At 41.7% G+C, this 19496-nt stretch carries 14 protein-coding genes; 10 read left to right on the forward strand and 4 right to left on the reverse strand.

Annotated elements, in window-relative coordinates; translation table 11 throughout:
* Nucleotides 1–194: 194 nt before the first annotated feature.
* Entirely contained in the window at nt 195–1784 is a 1590-nt protein-coding gene (locus tag H6G83_RS30930; RefSeq protein WP_190479304.1) for a photosystem II high light acclimation radical SAM protein, read from the reverse strand.
* A 525-nt stretch (nt 1785–2309) separates the two neighbouring features.
* Between H6G83_RS30930 and H6G83_RS30935 the strand changes: the two genes are divergently transcribed.
* Nucleotides 2310–2684, forward strand: a complete 375-nt coding sequence (locus H6G83_RS30935) for a DUF1830 domain-containing protein (protein WP_190479370.1) — start codon at nt 2310–2312, stop codon at nt 2682–2684.
* Between the two features lie 714 nt (nt 2685–3398).
* Nucleotides 3399–3698, forward strand: coding sequence for a ferredoxin (locus tag H6G83_RS30940; protein ID WP_190479306.1), 300 nt, complete (start codon nt 3399–3401; stop codon nt 3696–3698).
* Between the two features lie 445 nt (nt 3699–4143).
* On the opposite strand, the gene mrdA is transcribed toward H6G83_RS30940, so the two are convergent.
* The gene (gene mrdA, locus H6G83_RS30945) at nt 4144–5979 is read right to left on the reverse strand and encodes a penicillin-binding protein 2 (RefSeq protein WP_190479308.1); all 1836 of its coding nucleotides are present in this window, start codon (nt 5977–5979) and stop codon (nt 4144–4146) included.
* Nucleotides 5980–6283: 304 nt separating this feature from the next.
* Between mrdA and H6G83_RS30950 the strand changes: the two genes are divergently transcribed.
* The 8 genes from H6G83_RS30950 to H6G83_RS30985 all read left to right on the forward strand — a co-directional run bounded on the left by H6G83_RS30950 (nt 6284) and on the right by H6G83_RS30985 (nt 16663).
* Complete coding sequence (locus H6G83_RS30950; protein WP_190479310.1) at nt 6284–7417, forward strand: ABC transporter ATP-binding protein; 1134 nt, start codon at nt 6284–6286, stop codon at nt 7415–7417.
* Nucleotides 7418–7530: 113 nt separating this feature from the next.
* The gene (locus H6G83_RS30955; RefSeq protein ID WP_190479312.1) at nt 7531–7902 is read left to right on the forward strand and encodes a four helix bundle protein; all 372 of its coding nucleotides are present in this window, start codon (nt 7531–7533) and stop codon (nt 7900–7902) included.
* Between the two features lie 94 nt (nt 7903–7996).
* Nucleotides 7997–9079, forward strand: a complete 1083-nt coding sequence (locus H6G83_RS30960) for a polyamine ABC transporter substrate-binding protein (RefSeq protein ID WP_190479314.1) — start codon at nt 7997–7999, stop codon at nt 9077–9079.
* Between the two features lie 186 nt (nt 9080–9265).
* Entirely contained in the window at nt 9266–10171 is a 906-nt protein-coding gene (locus tag H6G83_RS30965) for an ABC transporter permease (RefSeq protein WP_190479315.1), read from the forward strand.
* A 216-nt stretch (nt 10172–10387) separates the two neighbouring features.
* Nucleotides 10388–11110: a hypothetical protein gene (locus tag H6G83_RS30970; RefSeq protein ID WP_190479318.1), complete on the forward strand. Its 723-nt coding sequence runs from the start codon at nt 10388–10390 to the stop codon at nt 11108–11110.
* Nucleotides 11111–11147: 37 nt separating this feature from the next.
* Nucleotides 11148–12221 (forward strand): DUF1822 family protein, encoded by a 1074-nt coding sequence (locus tag H6G83_RS30975; RefSeq protein ID WP_190479320.1) that lies wholly within the window; start codon nt 11148–11150, stop codon nt 12219–12221.
* An 88-nt stretch (nt 12222–12309) separates the two neighbouring features.
* Nucleotides 12310–15015 carry an ABC transporter substrate-binding protein gene (locus H6G83_RS30980; protein ID WP_190479322.1) on the forward strand — a complete coding sequence of 902 codons (2706 nt, stop codon included), beginning with the start codon at nt 12310–12312 and terminating at the stop codon, nt 15013–15015.
* A 793-nt stretch (nt 15016–15808) separates the two neighbouring features.
* Entirely contained in the window at nt 15809–16663 is an 855-nt protein-coding gene (locus H6G83_RS30985) for a DUF2207 domain-containing protein (protein WP_190479324.1), read from the forward strand.
* A gap of 92 nt (nt 16664–16755) precedes the next feature.
* Here the strand turns inward: H6G83_RS30985 and prmA are convergent, their stop codons facing one another.
* Together prmA and serA are read right to left on the reverse strand one after the other, a co-directional pair.
* Complete coding sequence (prmA, locus tag H6G83_RS30990) at nt 16756–17676, reverse strand: 50S ribosomal protein L11 methyltransferase (RefSeq protein WP_190479327.1); 921 nt, start codon at nt 17674–17676, stop codon at nt 16756–16758.
* Nucleotides 17677–17773: 97 nt separating this feature from the next.
* Nucleotides 17774–19354, reverse strand: coding sequence for a phosphoglycerate dehydrogenase (gene serA / locus H6G83_RS30995; protein ID WP_190479329.1), 1581 nt, complete (start codon nt 19352–19354; stop codon nt 17774–17776).
* Between the last annotated feature and the right edge of the window lie 142 nt (nt 19355–19496).

Consider the following 19496-nt stretch of genomic DNA (forward strand, 5'->3'; position numbering starts at 1 on the left):
AACATGGAGGCATGGCTGCGGGGGTGGTTTCTTTCATGAGCTTTTTTTAACGTGAAACCTATGCTAGTTAAACATTATACCCCTTTTTGCTCTCTAGTTTTGTTTAAGTCCCGTTAGTAGTGACAAGTTATTTCTCCTGATAATGAGTAATTTGTAGTTAATGCACAAATTACCCATTATTTGCTTATTTAAACTTAAACCTCCACTAATTGCTTACCTTTTGTTTCCATTGGTGCAGAAAGTGCTGCTTCCAAATCAGCACGCCCCAATCTTTCTTCTAAAATATTCATGACTTCCCGCCCGAAGTCGTTGGGGTTTTGTCGCCAAGCTTGTAAGCAGACTTCACCAAAGAAAGAACCAAGGGGTTCCGGGTTCCATAGGAGTTTCTTAGCTGTCCAAGGCATCAAACTCATGGGATTGTAACCTGGTTTGAGGATACCTTCTTTCAAAGCATACTCTTCTAAATGAGTATGCGGTTGTAACCCAATAAAGAAAATCGCTGGTTCGACTTTATCAGCACCGAAGATTTTTTCCAGTTCGCGGTGGTAGGCGATAGTTTGGCGGATGGTTTCAGGACGTTCATCAATAACGTTAAAGGAGTAATTGACAGAAACCAAATCATTAAAACCAGCAGCTTTTAAATCACGGCAGTTTTGCAACACAGTCCGCAAGTTGTAACCCATCCGCATTTTGCGAACAAGTTCTTGAGAACCGCTAGTAATGCCAATCTCAAAATAGTTCATCCCGGTTTTCGCCATCAACTCACACAATTCTGGTGTGAGGTTGTCGGCTCTAATGTATGCTGCCCAGTGAATATCTGTCATGCCAGAATCGACAATTTTCTGTAACAATTCGACAGCATCATCCATAAATTTCTTTGCGGGAATGAATTGGGCATCGGTAAACCAGAAGTTGCGAATGCCACGATTATATAACTGCCGCATTTCCGCTATGACTTCATCGGCTGGGTTAATGCGTACCTGCTTACCTTCCACAACGGTGTACACGCAGTAACAGCAGTTGTGCGGACAACCGCGCTTGGTTTGCACACCGATGTAAAAGTCTTGATCTTGTAGATAATAGTTAAACTCCGGCCAGATAGTTTCGATATAGTCGTAGTTACAGGCAGTTTTTTCCAGTGGCGTAGGTTGTTCGTGAATTAGGCGGTGACGTGGTTTCGCTTCTCCCACCACATAACAACGCTCATCCCGGAACTCTTTACCGCTTAAGAACTTTTCTAATAGGGTTTCGCCTTCACCAACGGAAATAATTGTACCTTTAGGCAAACTTTTACCCAGTTGTTCGTAAAAGACGCTGACAGCACCGCCACCCACAACCGCACGAGCATCAGCATGATATTTAGCGGCACGCTTTAAGCCACGTTTAATCAGTCCCAAGTTACGCCATAACTCTACATAGTAAGCTATGAAGATGCGTAAACCACCCAAAGCACCACGCAATTTAATTAGCGGATTCTTCGCATAGTAAAATTCAAAGGCATTTTGCAGGGGATTTCCACCACGTCCACCAACAGGGGCATAAATTTGAATATCCCGCCAAGAAAATACTAACAATGTGGGTTGAAATTCGTCTATACAACGATCTAAAGCAGAGGCGTAATCTAAAGGTGGCACTGTTCCTAAATCGAAAATGCGTTGTTCGATATGAGGAAAAATCTTATGGACATGATCGCTCAGGTAAACAACCCCAATGGGAAAGATAGGGTTACAAGGAAGGCGAACGTAAAGGATGCGATTTTCCATCATGGGTGTTTTAACTTCCATCTTGCCTTATACCGGGGAAATTCAAAGAAACAATCAATATGCCAAGTCTGAGTTAGTGAGAAGTCTTTATGACAAGCTTGCTTGACATTTAAGCAGATTCTTGATAGAGGCAGTAACTTGGCAGCAACGTCATATAGATTGGGTTTATGAAGAAAAAATTCATATATCTTTACCATAACATTGAGTTCATTCCTTAAGCGATGATCCCTGCTGGCAAGTTCCGCAATCAAGAAAATCAAAAATTTTCCGGCAATGGTTAGCAATTGAGTCATTGCTATCTTTGATCCCTACCTTAAGGCAGAGATTCTTAATTTATTAGCGAAAAAATTAAAAAAAATTATCTATTACTGTATAATTATAAAAAATGCAATTTTTTGTATAAAAATTTGATAACTTGAACATAACTTTAGATAGAAATAACGTAGAAATTTTCAGTTGGTAGTCGGAGTTACAGCAGATGGGGATCAGCAAGTGTTAAGTTTGCAAGTGTAATGTAAAATTGTGGCAACCAGCTCCTCAGCAGTTATGGCTCAAATACTAGACCCTCTACCACCTGAGCAATCAGGAAAAGTTCTCTGCTGCTACGTTAATGCCACGAGCAAAATCCAGGTCGCTCGCATCACCAATATTCCTAATTGGTACTTTGAAAGGGTGGTATTTCCTGGACAACGCCTCGTGTTTGAAGCTCCTGTAGAAGCTCACATGGAAATTCATACAGGTATGATGGCGAGTGCAATTATATCTGACACCATTCCGTGCGATCGCTTGGTCATGGACGACCCTAGCAGCAATGAATTTAATACAGATTCTGTAAACACAGACCCTATTAGTACAAAATCAATTGTGCAAACAAATAATACAAAACCTTTAACAGTTGCTGGTTTAGCATCCGTTGAATAAAAAAATAATGTTCCCAAAATTAAAGGTTGCTGGAGTCAGCAACCTTTTTGTTTTTTTGGTCATTAGTCATTAGTCCATAGTCCATAGTCAACAGTCCATTGAAGGAGCATAGCCTTCTCCCCTTCCCCCTACGGACTATTTGCGTCAAACAAGACTTACGCAACTGGCACTTGGGGTAGGGTGCGTCAGATGTGAAAAATCCTCTAATATCATGTCCGCCTAATTAGTTGTAATTCGGTGCATCTGTGCAAAAAGGTGAAAACTCTTTCTCCCCCTACCCCCTGCCCCCTTGCAGTTTTAATGATAAGTCTTTTACCGGACAAGATATAATTTGTACGAAATTATTGGGGCTGACGCACCCTACAGTTAATTTGATTATGACACTTGCGTAAGTCCTATCAAACTTAAGGTGAAATGGTATGAGTCGTGATCCCATAGCAACCCCTGACATTTATTTTGATATTTCCGATTCAAATCATAAGTTTTACTGATATTTATGACTTTATTGTAGTTCAAGTATAAATAAAACTTATTTTTATCAGGTAACTAAATTTCATTACTAATCGTGGTGAATTTCCAGTTATATACTTGACTTTTTCTCGTAGTATCAGAAGTGAGCTAATTTTAAATCTGCGGCTAATCACCTACGAGTAGCCGTGTAGACTCGCTTTAGGATAACTTATACTGCCGTTCACACAAGAGAGGATTACGAAAATGGCAACTTACAAGGTTACATTGATCAACGAAGCTGAAGGAACTAAGAATGAAATCGAAGTTCCCGATGATGAATATATTCTAGACGCTGCTGAAGAACAAGGTTATGATCTGCCCTATTCCTGTCGTGCAGGTGCTTGCTCTACCTGCGCTGGTAAATTAGTGTCTGGTACTGTTGACCAATCTGACCAATCATTCTTAGACGACGATCAAATCGAAGCTGGATACGTCCTGACCTGTGTTGCTTACCCAACTTCTGATGTAGTCATCCAAACCCACAAAGAAGAAGAACTCTACTAAGAGTCAACATAGTGGAAAAATAAAAGCTAGAGACTGGGGATTAAACACTAGTTTCTAGCTTTTTTGTTTATCAGTTGTCAGTTGACAGTTGACAGTTGACAGTTGTCAGTTATCAGTTATCAGTTGTTATTCTCCCCTGCTCCTCTGCTCCTCTGCTCCCCTGCTCCTCTGCTCCCCTGCTCCCTCATCTCCCTCATCTCCCCCCAGGGTGGTTTCATACAGAAAAAGAAAAATTTATAAGTTCTGATTTCTAGTGTTGTAGCAGAGATTTTGCCCCCTCTCCAAACCTCTCACGCCAGTTTGCTCAAGTCGGGAAACCCGCCCACGCAACTGGCTCCCCGACGGGGGGAGAGGCTTTGAAACACAATAATCTTTTTTCTCTGATTGTATGAAACTACCCTGCCCACTCCCTCATCTCCCCCCACTCCTGTCACCTGTCACCTAACTAATCTCCATTAGCCTTAACTTCTGATTCTTGCTGTTGGGGTTTGGCGTATTGACCTGAGTGGTAGTGCTGAAAATAGGCTTCTAATACTTGTAATACCATCGGCCCGCACACTGTACCACCGTGATCGCCGGAGTTTTCGCCAAAAGCGACTACGACAATCTCTGGTTTATTACTGGGTGCATAAGCACCGAACCAGGTATGGTTGGGGCGACCGATACCAGCTTCCGCCGTACCACTTTTACCTGATGCGGGGGGAATTGAAGGTACATCTAAACGTTTACCTGTCCCCTCACTTACCACTTTCCGCAGTCCATCGCGCAAAACTGAGATTGTGGTTGCTTTCATGTTTAGAGACTCTCGCCAGCTTTTTGCTTGTTCGTTGTCCTTGAGTAAATGGGGTTTGACTCGATAGCCGCCATTGGCGGGGACGGAAAACATCATGGCTGATTGTAGTGGGGAAACTTGTAAAGCACCTTGACCAATTGACATATTAATGGTGTCGCCTATAGTCCAGGGCATTTTCCAGACTTTCTGTTTCCAAGTTTCATCGGGGACTAAGCCTTTAGATTCTTCATTGACAAACTCAATCCCTGTTTTTTGACCAAAGCCATATTTGCGCGTCCATTCGATTAAGGTGGGGCCGCCGACTTTTCTGCCAACTTGATAGAAGAATGTATCACTACTCATGGCGATCGCACGCGGAAAACCCAAGGGGCCAAATCCTGCATGATTCCACTCACCAAAGTTGACTCCACCAATGTTGAGAGAACCATAGGTTTGTAAAATGGTATCAGGAGAAAATTTTCCTGATTCCAATCCGGCGGTTGTGGTAACAATTTTAAACGTACTAGCAGGAGGAAAGGCACTCAAGGCGCGATTAACTAGAGGATGGTCTTTACCTTGGACGCTTTCCCAATCTTTCTGAGAGAGTTTTTGTTTAGAAAAAATATTGGGGTCAAAGCTGGGATGAGACACCATCGCTAAGACTGCACCATTGTTAGGGTCAAGGGCGACAATTGCACCTCGACGATTCCCTAAAGCTTTATCTGCTGCTGTCTGCAAGACTAAATCTATAGTTAAATGCAGGTCTTTACCCGCTTTTGCTTCTTTTTCTCCCAAAACCCGAATCGGGCGACCTGCACCATCTACTTCCACCTGTTGACCGCCCCATTCGCCCCGTAGCATTGACTCGTAGGCTTTTTCCACACCCATTTGACCAATCACGTCACCCAAGCGGTAGCCTTCGCTTTTCCTTTGTTTTAACTGGTCAGCGTTTAATTCTCGCGTGTATCCCAGTACATGGGCTAATGCACTACCTTGGGGGTAATAACGCACTGCTTCTGTATTGATTTCTACGCCAGGTAATTCACTTTCATATTCTTTTAAGGCTGTCACTTGTGCTTCATTTAAATCACGGGCAATGCGGATAAGTGAAGAAGAGTTAGGCCCAGCCTCTTGTAGTTTCTTTTCCATCTCTTCTTGAGAAATATCTAAAATCTTCGCTAGACGTGGCCCGACCACTGACCATGAAGGCTTGGTATGTGCCATCGGCCAAAGGTAAACAGAACGGGGATACCTTGTACTGGCGAGTAACTTACCATTACGGTCAAAAATATTTCCTCTTTCTGGATGTTTGGGAATCATCCGAATGCGGTTTGCTTCAGCACGTTGGTGGAAGTCATGCCCTTCAAAAATCTGTAAAAATGCTAACCGAGCCTCGATCCCAGCGAGTGTTGCTAGGGTAAATAGGATGAAAAATATAGATTGATAACTTCGTCCTACTGTACGGGTATCTTTTTTATGGTTCCGTAGAAATGAGGGTAATAAAGCCATAAGTTAAATAAAAATTTAAAAATATAGGGACTAACTTCTATATAATTCCCGAAAATTACTATAGCTATTGAGCTTGTAACAATTCGGTATGTTGGGGACTGGGGAAGGGGGAAAGGGGAAAGGGGAAGGGGGAAGGGGGAAAGGAACTAATGACAACTGATAACTGATAACTGACAACTGACAACTGACAACTGACTAATAACTAAACTATTGTTTTGGGCAGAATAAAATAAAGCACAAGCAATCAAGAGTCTAATCGACTACATTAAATCACAATACTCTTTAAAATCACGGCATTCTACTAATGAATATGGCTCAAACTGTAACCCAGAATACCAGGGGCATGAAAACGCTTCAACCGCTTGATGTTGAACTGCGTGGTGTGTTCAAGTTTTTCAATCAAGAACCGGCGGTGCATGGAATAGACTTAGATGTTAAGCAAGGGGAATTTTTTAGTATTTTAGGGCCTTCTGGTTGTGGCAAAACCACAACATTACGTTTAATTGCCGGATTTGAAAGTGTTGACGCTGGTAAGTTATTGATTCAAGGTCAATCGATGACTCATATTCCCCCCTATCGGCGGCCAGTCAATACTGTATTTCAAAGCTATGCCTTATTTAATCATCTTAACGTTTGGGATAATATCGCTTTTGGATTACGTCTAAAAAAATTCCGTAAATCGGAAATTGAAAGTCGAGTTCAAGAAGCGTTAAGACTGGTGAAAATGGAAAGTTTGCGATCGCGTTTTCCTAGTCAACTTTCTGGTGGTCAACAGCAGCGTGTGGCTTTGGCTAGGGCTTTGGTTAATCGTCCTGCTGTGGTGTTGCTGGATGAACCTTTGGGGGCGTTGGATTTAAAACTGCGTAAGGAAATGCAGGTCGAGTTATCGAATTTACACAAAGACCTGGGTTTAACCTTTATTATGGTGACTCACGACCAAGAAGAGGCGTTATCGTTGAGCGATCGCATCGCTGTGATGAATCAAGGGAAAATTGAACAAATTGGCACACCCAGTCAAATTTACGAACATCCTCAAACAGCCTTTGTTGCTGATTTTATCGGTGATACCAATTTATTTAGTGGTGAAATCACAGCATTAGAAGCTGAATACGTGCAAATCGTCACGAAAACTGGACTTTCAATTGTTGTCGCCCGTACTGAGGATACACCAACAGAATTATTAAAGTCTGTAGTTGTCAGCGTTCGCCCAGAGAAAATTCAACTTTCCCTTTATCAACCTAGTTTAGTTAATAACTGCTTTGAGGGTAGGTTAGTAAATGTCATGTATTTAGGCACACACGTTAATTATGTTGTGCAATTAATTAACGGCATTAATATTAATGTTTTACAGCCTAATACTTTAGGTAATTTACCAGACTGTAACACACCGATTTATGCTTGGTGGGCGGAAAGTGATTGTTTGGCAATTAGTCAATAGTCCATAGTCCATAGTCCATAGTCCATGGTCCATGGTCAATAGTCCATAGTCCATAGTCCATAGTCCATAGTCAATAGTCCATAGTTCATAGTTCATAGTTTATAGTTTTACAGATGGCTAGTAAGTATTTTCAGGAATTACGAGTTTACCAATTAGCTGAAAAGTTAGCTGACGAAATTTGGCAAATAGTTAATGATTGGGATATTTTTGCTAAAAATACAATAGGTACACAAATAGTACGTTCAGCAGATAGTATTGGAGCGAATATAGCAGAAGGTGTTGGTAGAGGTAGTTTTCAGGATAATAAAATATTTATCAGAATAGCCAGAGGTTCTTTAAATGAAACACAACATTGGCTAAGACGAGCATACACTCGTAAATTGTTAACTGTAGAACAGATAGACACATTAAGGCTTATGATTAATGACCTAGCACCTCAACTAAACTCCTACCTAAAATCCATCGGCAATAATGTTGAAAAATAACCATCAACTATGGACTATGGACTATTGACTATTGACTATTGACTATTGACTATTGACTATTGACTATTGACTATTGACTATGGACTGTTGACTAATGACTAATAGAAGAAAATTTTTACAAGGAATCACTGCACTTTCTAGTTTATCTTTAGCTGGTTGTGGTTGGAGATTAGCTAATGTGCGGGCTGTTGCGGGTTCTGGTCGCAGCGATCAATTGTATCTTTATACTTGGACACAATATTCTGATCAAAAATTATTACAAACTTTTAGTTCTCAAACTGGGTTGAAGGCGCTTGTAGATGTTTATGATTCTAACGAAGTGATGCTAGCTAAACTGCTGGCTGGTGGGGGTGGTAGTTATAGCTTGATTTACCCATCTGACTATATGGTGCAAAAGATGGTGCAACGAGGTTTATTAACCGAATTAAAACACGATCGCCTAATTGGTTTAAATAGTTTATTACCCCAATTCCAAAATCCTAGCTATGACCCCAAAAACCGTTATAGTATTCCTTTTAGTTGGGGAACTACTGGATTAATCTATAATTCAGAAGTTCTCAAACAACCGCCAAAAGATTGGGAATATCTCTGGCAAAACCAACAGTTACTTAATAAGCGCATGACTTTATTAAATGATGTGCGTGAGGTTATAGGCGCGGCTTTGCGGATGTTGGGCTATTCTTATAATTCTACAAATGAAGATGAAATTAAACAAGCTTATGAAAAATTAACTATTCTCAAACCCGCGATCGCCGCCTTCGATACCGATGCTTGGAGAAATCAAATCTTAGCAGGTGATTTAGTATTAGCTATGTGTTACTCAGCCGATGCTATCAAAATTATCAAAGAAAATCCTCAGTTGAAGTATGTCATTCCTCGTAGTGGTTCTTCCCTGTGGACTGACACAATTGTAATTCCTAAATCTGCCCCTAACGTGGATGGTGCTTATGCTTGGATTAATTTTATTCTCCAACCAGAAGTAGCAGCTAATATTAGCGAACGATTAAAGATTTCCACTCCTAATAGTGCTGCATTTGAACAATTACCTAAACAAGTTAAAAATAATCAAAATTTATATCCTCCCTCCTCAATTCTAGAAAAGTGTGAACGCATCAGCCCCGTGGGTGCGTTTGAGGAAGTTTACGAACGTTATTGGACGCAATTAACTAGTAGTTAGTCAGTTATCAGTTATCAGTTATCAGTTATCAGTTATCAGTTATCAGTTATCAGTTATCAGTTATCAGTTGTCAGTTATCAGTTGTCAGGTTGTGTTCACTGTCCCCTGTCCCCTGTCCCCTGTCCCCTATCCCCTATCCCCTATCCCCTGTCCCTTGTCCCCTGTCCCCTATCCCCTATCCCTACAGTGACTACAAAAATACGTGATATTCCAGATGATATTGTTGGACTTGAGAAATTAAATCGTCCACGGTTCAACTTTATTCAACCTTTGGTATTGTTAGCACCGTCTGGTATTTGGTTATTACTTTTGTTGGTGTTACCAACATTAATAATTTTTCAGTTGAGTTTAGTACCTAATATTCGACCAGGGGATATAGTTAACCCTAGCGGGTTTGATAATTATATTCGCATAGTTGATCCGTTATATTTGCACGTTATCTGGCGATCGCTCACTTTAGCACTCGGTACAACGGCAATTTGTCTAATTTTAGGTTTCCCGGTTGCCTATTGGATCGCCCAAATTGCCCCTCAGCGTTGGCGAAATTTACTGGTATTAGGCTTTGTTTTACCTTTATGGACTTCTTCTCTCCTTCGTTCTTACGCTTGGATAACTATTCTTCGTCCTACAGGTTTATTAAACAGTTTGCTTAGTAGTGTAGGTTTACCCACTTTAGAATTACTCAACCGCACACCAGCTGTTTTAATTGGCATGAGCTATAGCTTACTGCCTTACATGGTGTTGATTTTATATGCTTCCCTAGAGAAATTAGATAGGCGGTTACTAGAAGCAGCCGCAGATTTGGGTGCAAATCCTGTGGAAGCCTTTTGGAAAGTCACAGTTCCCCAAATAGCCCCAGGAATTACGGCTGGTTCTTTGCTTGTCTTAATTACAGCCTTGGGGGATTTTATCGATCCTGAATTACTAGGTGGTGCTTCTAGTATGACGGCGGCGCGGTTAGTTTATAACCAATTTCTTGGTGTTACTCAAAATTGGGGATTTGGTTCAGCTTTGAGTATGACATTAATTTTGGCTGTGAGTATTGCGATCGCTCTTTTAATTAAGTTCGGCGAACCTACACCCAAGGAGTAGGGAGTGAAGCTTTATATAGCGAGCAATAATGTAGAGACGTTGCATGCAACGTCTCTACTTCATCAAGAAACGGTATTAGGACATAAAATATATAAATTTTTGTAAAAAATTACCAATTCCTCGCCCGCCAACTGCGATAACCCTTCAGATCATTCAGAGGAGGACTGGTGCTGTGATCATATTCAAACCTAAACTAATTGGGTCTGGATAATCTCTATGTCTAATGAATTTATTCGCTGGGTGCAAGCGGCTTTAAGTAATCCCATTGAAAAGAGCAAGCTGTTACAGCAACCTCAAAAACTCCAGAAAATCATGAGCGATATTCCGGCGCGTCAATGGTTATTTGAGCAAGCCTGTCAAACGGATGATCCCGATTTGGCAATTCAGGCAAAGAATTTAATTATCAACATGATGAAATTTTCCAGGTTGATTTGGTATGGTGCTGGACAGATATCGCCAGATATTTATGAGGAAGCCTTATCACGCACCTGGGAATGGTTTAACAAGGAATTGTGTCTAGCATATAACCCCGAAAAAGCTAGCTTTGTCACTTGGTTTAACCGAAGGCTGAAATTCAGAATCTTAGATGTGATTCGGGAACAGGAGAGAGAACGTAATAGGCGTTTACATCTTCCTCCCGATGAAGAAAATAATGAATGGATTTTTCCGCCTGCGCCTGAGCCTGAAAGTTGGCATGAAACTATTCAAGAATGGCTAGAGTTAGTGCAGCGACATTCACAGTTGAGAAATTGTCGAATGCAAAATCATCCTGATATTAACTGTCAGTTTTTATTGATGCAAATCTTGCAGATGTTACGCGACTCTGGAAAATTTTCTTGGCATAGTTTAGCTCAACAGTATAAAGTCGATCAGTCTTCATTAAGGAGATTTTGTAAGACGCGGTGCTTCCCTATTTTTAAACAGTTGTTGTCTGAATAAGATACCGCAAAGTCCAAACGTTTTTTTGCTATGCACCATGATTGAACCTATCACAATTGCGATAACATCTGCTGACCGTAAGCTCGCTTATGAGTTTGCTCAACAACAGCCAACGCGAGAGCGATCGCAACAAGTTTACCGTAATACTTTAGCTGTATTAGTCACACAGCGTTGTTTACAAATGCTAGGTATTGATACAGATTTAGCCGCCAGTCATAGTTGGAATCCCTTAGAACAGCAGCTAGAAAATATTGCAGATTTATATATTCCTAGTTTGCAAGGTTTTGTAGAATGTCGTTGCTTGCACAGGAGCGATCGCAAATGTTACATTCCCCCGGAGGTATGGTCAGAACGTCTGGGTTACGTGATAATTGAACTTGATGAGCCTTACCAAGAGGCGCAAGTTGTGGGATTTGTGGAATCTGTATCTGTTGCAGAACTACCACGTAGTTATTTTCAAACTCTTGATGTCTTGCTAGATTGTTTAACCTCATCGCCACAACCACAACCAATGGTGCAACTGAGTCATTGGCTCAAACGCACCTTTGAATATGATTGGCGACCTCCCAAACAGTTGCGGAAAATGATGAAAGAACTCGAACCACAACGCAGCGATGTTTTTATTCGTCAACAGGTTGAACAACTATACCGCCGACAGTCTCCTCGTGGAATACAAATTCCCCATCATCTCAATCCTCAAGAAGCTTTGGTAAATCTCATCCAAACTACCCCCGATGATGAGATTCGTTGGCAATGTGCAGAATTGTTGTGGGAACTAGATCCCAAACATCCAGCTTGTCCCGTCATCAGTGCCAAGGATTTAGGAATTTATCTGTTAGGTCAGGCTATAGTGTTGATTGTGGGGATTTTGCCTAAATCTGATGGCAGGATGTTAATTTTGTTGAGGTTGTACCCTCCCGAAAAACAGTCTCATTTACCACCTGGGGTGAAGCTAAAAGGGCTAGATGAGGAAGGAAACCTATTTTTTGAGGTGGAATCACGCCAGCAAGATGCCTATATACAATTTAAGTTTACCGGAGATAGAGGCGATCGCTTTACGGTGTCTGTTGTCTTGGATGATGCTAGCTTTACTGATAATTTTGTGATTTAACTGACCGTTAGTTGATTATTGCTTAGTTTTACAAAATCATGCTTATCTTATAAATAAATTCTTCATTTCCCAATGCTCTGTCTTGGTTATGGTGTCATCATCCTCTAGTCCTCAACCCCATGAAAATGTCAGTGTCATACTTGAGTTTAGTGACGGTAGCTTCGATAACGGATTTTCCGTGAAGCTGCGGATCTTAGAAGATGGTGTGATCATTCGCGAAGACAATGATTTCCCAATCATTCCGGCTGCACCGGCAATGCCTCAATTGTATGATAGTTGGCAAAATACCTCACTAGAGAACAGTCGTAAATTACAAGCAGTTCCAGCACAAATCACCCACCAAGAAGTAGATACTGAAGCTTGGAAAGAAAGAGCTGAAGCACTAGAACAATATTGTCGCAGTTGGTTTAAACATTGGGCGTTTAAGAGTTTGCGCGATTGCATTCTCGCCAATATCAACATCAACAATAACCAATCTATCCCGATTATCATTAGATGCCAAGCAGAAAATAACGACCAAAATGAACTGCTACGCAGAATCCCTTGGCATACATGGGATTTATTTACGAGCCTAAAAAATGCTGAGTTTGCCTTATTTACAAAATTTTCCAAGAGTGTTCCCACTCTCGCCGCACCAGTGAGAGTTTTAGCTATTTTCGGCAGTCCTGAAGGAGGTTTACGACTAGAAGAAGATAGAAAAGCATTAGAACTATTAGAACAACGTGGAGCGCAAATTACCAAAATATTTGAGCCGGATGATGATACTCTTTCGCATTTGTTTTTTGATCAAGAATGGCAGATTCTATTTTTCGCTGGTCACTCATCTAGTGAGGGGATGAGTGGGAAGATTCAAATTAGTACGGGTATATGTATACCGTTACATACATTAGAAAAACGGTTTACCAGTGCTGTAACAAAAGGGTTAAAATTAGCAATCTTCAATTCTTGTGACGGATTAAAAATTGCAGATTTTTTAAGCAAGTTGAATGTACCGACGGTAATTGTGATGCGAGAACCTGTTGCTGATCGCATTGCTTATCAATTTTTGCTGCACTTTTTGCAAGAATTTTCTCAAGGTGTACCCTTATGTTTAGCAGTGCGTAAAGGACGCGATCGCCTGGAAAGTTTACAAAGGGATTTTCCGGCTGCTACCTGGCTCCCCACCGTTTGCTTAAATCCTAATCAATCAGAGTTTGTTTGGCCTGACGACATCATCATCCCGCCACCACCTCCCTCACCCTTTTTACTCCTCCTCAACTCACTTTCACGCATCAAATCTTTCCTAATTCGCCCTCAGATGATGCTGGCGCTAATTGCTGTTGTGGGGATTATTTCTGTATCTAGATTACTTCAAGTCAACAAATGTCAAATTTTTCCCTCAACCTGCTCAAAAACTGAACCTCCTTCAATTGATAATATTAACGACTTTATTAGCTCTGGTGAAAAGCTGCTAATTAATAATAGTGTAAATAGCATAGTCAAACTAAATGAGAAATATTTCGCATTCAAGCAGGAAGGAATTCAAGCATTTTCTGAAGGTAGATATGCCGATGCAGTCGCAAGTTTTGAAAAGCTACCTAGTCGCCTAACCAAAGACCCCGAAAGTTTAATTTATCGTAACAACGCTTTTGTGCATCTTCGGAATACCAATTACCCCAATTTGCCAATTTACACAATTGCTGTTGCTGCACCATTGAATGACAATGCTGGATTCGATATATTAGCAGGAGTTGCCCAAGCCCAAGATATAGCTGTCAAGCAAGGGATGAACTTGCAAGTTGTAATTGCTAACGATCGCAATCAGCCTTCTCAGTCGCAGCAAATCGCCAAAAAACTCTCCGATGACGAGAAAATTTTGGCTGTGGTAGGACATTTCACTTCTCCTAATACCTGTGAAGCCTTGAATATTTATTCCCCAAATGAACTAGTAGTTATTTCTCCCACTACCACCTTAGTTAATATTAGAGCCAATCCAGATTGCGGCGATATCAACAAAGTCTTTTTTCGTACCACTTCGACAAGTTATATAGAAGCGCTTAGTCTGGTGGAATATTTAGTCAAACCAAATGGACTCAACAAACCTCAGCCAAAAGTAGTTGTTTTCTACAATAAAAATGAGTTGTTTAGCAAGGATTTGTTCACTCAGTTTAACGATATTGTTACAAATAGATTTGATGGACGTATAATTGCTAGCTTTGACTTATCTGATCCGAATTTCAACAGCAATCAACTACCACCGCAAGTTAAAGATGCAGATGCTTTAGTATTATTACCTGATGGCAGAACTAACAATAGTACAGCATGGGAAAAAGCGATTGATATTATCAAGTTGAATAGAGGTGAAAAATACATTTTAGCGGCGAATACCTTATATCTCCAAGAAGCTATTAATAAAACCCAAAATGCCACAGTCAATCGCCTATTTATAGCAGATGATTGGCATCCTAAGCAGTGTGGTGCAGCAGAATTTGCCCAACAAATCCGTACTTATTGGGGTGGTGATTTGAATGGAAGAATGGCTTTATCATTTGATGCTGTGACAGCAGTTTTAAAAGCAATTGAACTTTCTGGGACATCTGTTAATCGAGAACAGATAAAAGAAAAATTATCGCAAATGGCTAATAAACCTGAAACAGCAGCATCGAGCGCTACTATTAAAGGCTTAAAGATTAGTTTTGATAGTAGAGGCGATCGCAAAGAAATCACCGCACAACCCATCTTTACTGTTAATATTAATTTGAAGTTTGATTTGGTCAAAAATGTGGAAAATGTTCCTTGCCAAAATCAAAAGTAGTTTGTAGCCTGCGTCGGTACATATACTCCTCACTAACACATTTTATAACCCTTATAGAATAAGGCTTTTAGCTAAACAAGAAAAATGTGTTTGTTTTATTCGTTGCAAGGGGGTTTAATACTTTTGACTTTTGACTTTTGACTTTTGACTTCCCCCTTGTGGGGCGCTTACATCTTGCACCATTCTCTTAAGGCTTTGCTGACTTTTCACGGGATCTGAAAAACCCCACTTCCAAACCTCTCCCCTGCAAAAAGAGAGGCTTTAATTGCTCCCCCTTCCCTTATAGGGAACTGACTTTTCACGGCATCTAGAAGACCTCTCTCCAAACCTCTCTCCTACAAGGAGAGAGGCTTTGATTTCTCCCCCTTCCCTTGTAGGGAAGGGGGCTGGGGGGTTAGGTCTGACGTTGACTTTTCCACATAACGTGAAAAGTTAGTATAGGGAAGGGGGCTGGGGGGTTAGGTCTAGCGTTAACTTTTCCACATGACGTGAAAAGTCAGAAAGGCTTTGAGAGAATTACGAAAAATGTGTTTCTTAAAAGCCTCCCACGGGCGTGATGAACGCTAGAGCAAAATATGAAAGAAACACAACTATTCCCTATTTTCTTGTTTCTGTAACCTGTCACCTGTAACCTGTCACCTGTGTTTCTTAAAAGTTATAAAAAATTACCTCTCATCAAAAATAAAACTGTTTGTAAATTTAAGTAAAAAAAACTGGTAGTTGTCCCCCTAGCTGACGATATTCCCTTGGAAGGGTAATGGCATTTTGAATTTTAGATATGGAGTAATTCATAATGTTTCGTCAAATCATTCAAAAGGTGTTGCTATTTTTTACAGCAGTTGTTCTCAGCCTCACGTTTTCTCTGCATCACGTTCAAGCTCAATCAGTGCCTTTTTATTGGGAATTTATTAATGTTGATATTGCTGTGCAAACTAACGGTGATATGTTAATCACTGAAACCCAAAAATATACATTTACAGGCGACTATAAAAATCAACGATACAGGTATATTCCTTTGGACAAAGTAGACGAGATTACCGACGTAACAGTATCAGAAAACGGTAAATTATTAGCCAGTGAAACAGGCAGAGAAAATAATCAACTTTGGATTCGTTGGCAACATCAACTTAACCCGCCCGAAAGCCATACATTCGTCTTAAAATATCGTGTTATTGGTGGATTACACATTAACGGTAATGATGCTCAAGTTTACTGGAAAGCTATATTTTCCGACCGTCAAGCCCCTGTAAAACAGGCACAAGTAAGAGTAGAATTTCCTGAAAAATTTGCTGCTACCATCAAGGATTTCCAAAGCTTTGGCACATCGGCTAACATCCGCAAAGTCGATGCAAAAACGATTGAAGCTGTAGCTCAAACCGCTATAGAACCAGGGCAAGAGTTAGAAGTGCAGGTGACATTTGATCGCTCAGGTACTGAAATAAAAACCCCTCAATGGCAAAATTCTCAGTCCGATGATTCTGCTTTGTTTGGGTCAATTATGGGCGTATTCATGTTTCTCTTCTTCTTTGGTTTCATACTTTTTGGTGGTCGTGGTAGCAGCAGTTACGCCGGTGATGGTGGTGGCGGTGGTGGCGGCGGCGGTGGTGGCGGCGGTGGTGGCGGCGGTGGCGGTGGCGGCGGTGGTTAACTGTTTGCCTGAGAGAAGATGAGTTTTGTAGTAAGAAGTCTATTAAAGACTAAAGTCTTTACTACAAACTTATTTCCCAAATCAAATATCAGTTAAGAACGCCTAACATTTAAGCAACACCATTCTTTGCGCTTCCACATAGTAGCGACAACCCAACCATTTTTTGCTAAAGCCTCAGCTACAGAGGTAGATTGCTCAACTAAAATACCGCTAAAAATAGCCCATGTACTCGGTTTACATATTTCGCTAATTTCTGGCAATAATTGAATGATGACATCAGCTAAAATATTGCAGACAATTCCATCTACTGGGCGTTCAATTAGTTTCTTTAAAATATCTACGCTACCTTCGGCTGGTACTAAGCGTTCTGGGCTAACATCATTAAGTGCGCGATTACTGAAGGTTGATTGTACTGCTAAAGGGTCGGTATCTACAGCATAGACTTTTTCCGCACCTAACAGCACTGCACCAACTGAAAGGATACCAGAACCGCAACCGATATCCGCAATTACCACAGATTCTTGTTTACCACCTTGACTGAGAAAAGATTTAGGTACTTCACTCAGCCGCATTTCTAGGGATTCTAGGCATAATTGAGTAGTTGCATGGTTGCCTGTGCCGAAAGCTACACCAGGGTCGAGGCGAATTACTAACCTATCTGAGTTTTCCGGTAATGGTAGCCAGGCGGGGTTGATGAGGAAGCGATCGCCTATTTCCTGTGGATGCCAATATTGCTTCCAGCTACTCGCCCAATCTTCCTCATCAATTAACTGCCAAGTCAAGCTAGGCGCAGATAAACCTATACACAGCGCATCTTGTTGCAACCACAGCCCCAACGCCGCCAAATCTAATAACTGTGCTTGAAATACTGGCAAATAACCCTTAACCAAGCAAGACTCCCCTTTACTCTCACTAGCTGTTCCCCGACAACCAAAATCTTCCAACCGCCAAGAAACAGAGTCTTCCAGCGCCGGCTCACATAAAATCTGTAATTCCCACCAAGTGTTTGCCATGTTTAAGTGCTGAGTGTTGATTGTTGCAGAGACGTTGCATCCAACGCCTCTACAAGATTTATTTGGTGCGGCTGCTCATAGAACTGGTATCAGCACACTATAGAGTTACTGTATAAGCATCTCGGATGCCAGGGACTTTGGTAATTTCCCCCAAAATGCCATCGGGTAAGGGATCATCGATGCTCAGAGCCATTACAGCATCACCACGGACGATTTTCCGTCCTACCTGCATACTAGCAATATTGACATTAAAGCTACCCAACAGGGAACCGAGTTTGCCAATGATTCCCGGCATATCGCGGTGCAAGGTAAACAGCATATATTTGCTGGGGGGGACGTTAATTGGGAAGCCGTCAACGTCGGTAAGGTGAATTTCTTTCTCACCTAACAATGCACCAGTGACCGAATGAGTTCCTAACGTTCCTGTCGCTTCTAAGCGTAGGGAACCAGCATAGTCACGGGCGGAAGCGTCGCGGGTTTCGATCACGCGAATTCCCCTTTCCTTGGCTTCTATGTTGGCGTTGACGTAATTTACCCGTTCACGCAGGGCTTGGTGAAGTAGTCCTTTGAGTGAGGCAATAACTAAAGGCTGACTCTTGTTGGTGGCGAGTTCCCCTTGTAAGCGAACTGTAAGTAATTCTACTCTACCGCCTGCTAGCTGTCCTACCAACTTACCCAAGGTTTCCGCTAGTTCCATATAGGGTTTGAGTTCTTCCAACACATCGGGGCCGAGTCCGGGGATGTTGACGGCGGAACGTGCAGGTAAACCCAGCAGCACATCGCGGATTTGTTCGGCTACATCAATTGCCACATTCACCTGGGCTTCTGTAGTGGATGCACCTAAGTGGGGTGTCAGAATAATATCTTTACCAACTGTCCGCAGTTCTGACTCACCCAAAGGTTCAGACTCGAACACATCCAACGCCGCACCCGCAATTTTCCCTTCTTTGATAGCTGCGGCTAAGGCTGCTTCATCAATGATGCCACCACGGGCGCAGTTGATAATCCTGGCTGTGGGCTTCATTTTCGCCAGAGTATTGGCGTTGATCAGGTGGGTGGTTTCCGGGGTTTTGGGGATGTGCAGGGTAATATAATCAGATTGCTGCATCAGCAAATCTAAATCTACCAACTGACAGCCTAGTTGTTCTGCCCGTTCTGTAGAGATGAAGGGGTCGTAAGCCAACAACTTCATCCCCATTGCTTTGGCTACAGTCGCCACATGGGAACCAATTTTACCCAAGCCGACAACCCCTAAAGTTTTTTTGTAAACTTCCGCACCCACGAAAGTTTTGCGATCCCACTCGCCGCGTTTGACGGAAGCGTTAGCATCGGGGATGTGGCGAGACAATGACAACATCATTGCTAGGGCGTGTTCGGCGGCGGCGATGGTGTTTCCTTCCGGGGAATTGACGACGACAATTCCTCGCCGGGTAGCAGCCGGAACATCGACATTATCCACACCCACACCGGCACGACCGATGATTTTCAGTTGTGTACCTGCTTCAATGATTTCTTGAGTAACGCGCGTACCCGAACGAATCATTAACGCATCATACTCACCAATAATTTCTATTAATTCTGCTGGTTTTAGACCTGTTTTGACATCAACGGTAGCGACTTGCGAGAGAATGTCAATGCCAGCCTGGTCAATAGGATCGGAGACGAGAACCTTAGACATGATTACATCATTTATATAGTGACAATTGCTGCACAAGACTTTTTAGTTTAGTCTTTATTCGTTACAATTCAGCAAAAAAATCTGTGTTTTAATAACAACTTAACCTTAGTGGTAAGGGATTGGGGGCTGGAGACTGGGTATA

The organism is Anabaena azotica FACHB-119, assembly GCF_014697625.1.
Taxonomy (GTDB): domain Bacteria; phylum Cyanobacteriota; class Cyanobacteriia; order Cyanobacteriales; family Nostocaceae; genus Trichormus; species Trichormus azoticus_A.

Excerpts from the sequence above, each read along its gene's own strand:
- H6G83_RS30930 (WP_190479304.1), bottom strand. The coding sequence starts at position 1,784 with ATGGAAGTTAAAACACCCATGATGGAAAATCGCATCCTTTACGTTCGC.
- H6G83_RS30935 (WP_190479370.1), top strand. The coding sequence starts at position 2,310 with ATGGCTCAAATACTAGACCCTCTACCACCTGAGCAATCAGGAAAAGTT.
- H6G83_RS30940 (WP_190479306.1), top strand. The coding sequence starts at position 3,399 with ATGGCAACTTACAAGGTTACATTGATCAACGAAGCTGAAGGAACTAAG.
- mrdA (WP_190479308.1), bottom strand. The coding sequence starts at position 5,979 with ATGGCTTTATTACCCTCATTTCTACGGAACCATAAAAAAGATACCCGT.
- H6G83_RS30950 (WP_190479310.1), top strand. The coding sequence starts at position 6,284 with ATGAATATGGCTCAAACTGTAACCCAGAATACCAGGGGCATGAAAACG.
- H6G83_RS30955 (WP_190479312.1), top strand. The coding sequence starts at position 7,531 with ATGGCTAGTAAGTATTTTCAGGAATTACGAGTTTACCAATTAGCTGAA.
- H6G83_RS30960 (WP_190479314.1), top strand. The coding sequence starts at position 7,997 with ATGACTAATAGAAGAAAATTTTTACAAGGAATCACTGCACTTTCTAGT.
- H6G83_RS30970 (WP_190479318.1), top strand. The coding sequence starts at position 10,388 with ATGTCTAATGAATTTATTCGCTGGGTGCAAGCGGCTTTAAGTAATCCC.
- H6G83_RS30975 (WP_190479320.1), top strand. The coding sequence starts at position 11,148 with ATGATTGAACCTATCACAATTGCGATAACATCTGCTGACCGTAAGCTC.
- H6G83_RS30980 (WP_190479322.1), top strand. The coding sequence starts at position 12,310 with ATGGTGTCATCATCCTCTAGTCCTCAACCCCATGAAAATGTCAGTGTC.
- H6G83_RS30985 (WP_190479324.1), top strand. The coding sequence starts at position 15,809 with ATGTTTCGTCAAATCATTCAAAAGGTGTTGCTATTTTTTACAGCAGTT.
- prmA (WP_190479327.1), bottom strand. The coding sequence starts at position 17,676 with ATGGCAAACACTTGGTGGGAATTACAGATTTTATGTGAGCCGGCGCTG.
- serA (WP_190479329.1), bottom strand. The coding sequence starts at position 19,354 with ATGTCTAAGGTTCTCGTCTCCGATCCTATTGACCAGGCTGGCATTGAC.